The 1,799-nt window shown below is 70.9% G+C and carries 2 protein-coding genes; both read left to right on the top strand.

All coding sequences use genetic code 11. The features are described from left to right. The first annotated feature begins 280 nt into the window (after positions 1-280). A complete protein-coding gene (locus AB1609_22915) occupies positions 281-634 on the top strand; it encodes a hypothetical protein (GenBank protein ID MEW6049286.1) in 354 nt (117 codons plus the stop codon). Further along, entirely contained in the window at positions 564-1,577 is a 1,014-nt protein-coding gene (locus AB1609_22910; GenBank protein ID MEW6049285.1) for a YafY family protein, read from the top strand. The genes AB1609_22915 and AB1609_22910 overlap by 71 nt, the downstream gene beginning before the upstream one ends. The last annotated feature ends 222 nt before the right edge of the window (positions 1,578-1,799 follow it).

Below are 1,799 nucleotides of genomic sequence, written 5' to 3'. Positions count from 1 at the left end.
GGTGGCGCTCCGGCCGCATCTCGCACCTTCATGAAGCGTCGCGCCGGCTCGAAGAGGCCGTCGCCTCCATGGCGGACTGAGACGGTGAGCCAAAGCGCCGCGAGGCGCCCAGGTCGTGACGCCCCGGCAATGGCTGGAGCATAGGCGCAGGCCGGCACGCAGCCCTCCGTCCTCCCCTGCCCGCCCCCGAACAAAAGCTGACACGCGGGTGTCAGGGTTGGGGTGCGACACTACCTCCTGGAGCGACCCCACCGGGGCCCTCCTGAGGAGGGAGACTGCGATGCTGGAGCTACCCCCCCACGCGTGGCTGACCACCGCTGTCTATGCACGCCACCGGCAGGCGCTGGGAGCAGCCGACGAGGCGCTGCACGAACTGGTCGTCATCCGCGAGTTGCGCCGGGACGAGTGGGCATACCTGATACGCCTCGCAACCGCCAGGCCCCGAGTGCGACTGGCCGAGCGGCTCCGGGCACTCGCCCGTGGGTTGCTGGACCTGCCTGCGCGGCGTTCTCGCCAGAAGGAGTCGCGCGCCCGGGGGCGAACGTCTATTCCGGGTGATCCCGTTGAACCGGACGGAACGCCTCGCAGCCATTACGCTTTACCTGCTCGCACGGCGGAGGGCGACGGCCTCTGACATCGCCCGCACGTTCGAGATCAGCGAGCGCACGGTTTACCGCGACCTGCAGGCGCTCGGGGAGGGCGGTCTGCCGCTCATCGCCCTCCCCGGGGCCGGGGGCGGCTACGAGCTCCCGCCCGATTACCGCCTCATGCCGCTCACGCTGACGCCCGACGAGGCCGTGGCGCTTTGGACGGCGGTTCAGGCGTTCGCCGCCGCCGACCACCCGCTGCGGGAGGCGGCACGGGGGGCGTGGCTGCGGGTTCACGCGGCGCTGCCGGATGATCTGCGCCGGCACATCGTGGACATTGGCAGCGGCGTGGACGTCAGCCGCATGTTCCCCGAGGTGCGGGTGGGCCAGGCGATCTTTGCCACCATGGTGCGGGGCTTGAGGGAGCGGCGGCAGATTCACATCCGCTACCACGTGCCGGCGACCGGGGAGTCGACCGAGCGCACCATCGACGTTTATGGGCTTGCGTGCGTGCGGGGGCGGTGGTATGCGCCGGCGTTCTGCCACCTGCGGGGCGGGCTGCGGTCGTTCCGGCTGGACCGCGTGGTGGATGCGCAATTGCTCGACACTCGCTACGTGCTGCACCGGGCCTTCGACCTGGCCCGGTGGGTGGAGCAGCTGTTCACGTTCGAGCAGGAGGGGGCCGAGCGCGTTCAGGTGCGGGTGCGCTTTTCGCCAAGGGCGGCCAGGCGCGTGGTGGACGACCGGTTCTTCCGGGAGTTCTTGCAGCGGGTGGATGGCGGCGGGTTTGAGGCGGCATTTCGTCTCCCGGTGAGCGAACTCGAGTTTTACGCCGAACTGACTCTCGGCTACGCGGGCGGGGCGGAAGTGCTCGAACCGCCCGAACTGCGCAGGCAGGTGGCCAGCCTGGCACAGCGGCTGGCGGACATTCACGCTGAGCAAGCGCGCGCCGGGATCGAACCCGAGGCCGAACCCGGGGCCGGGGTCTGAGGCGGCCACGCCGCAGCCGGCGCAGGAAACGCGCCCCGTTGCAGGAACCTGTGCAGCGTGGTCAGCCCCTGGACTCTTCTTGCCCTGGAGCCTGTGCCGTCACGCCCTGCCGGGCCGGGGCGCCCGGCGTTGCGCTTTGTAACATGCGCGCTGGCTGCGGTGGGGGGGCGGGTTGTTGCCCCAGTCGCCCCCGGGGCCACACCCCCCCCCCCCGAAAAAACC

The sequence above is a fragment of the Bacillota bacterium genome, from assembly GCA_040754675.1.
In the GTDB taxonomy this organism is placed as follows: domain Bacteria; phylum Bacillota; class Limnochordia; order Limnochordales; family Geochordaceae; genus Geochorda.
Note: the sequence above shows the minus strand (reverse complement) of the source record. Positions and strands in the feature narration are given on the sequence as shown.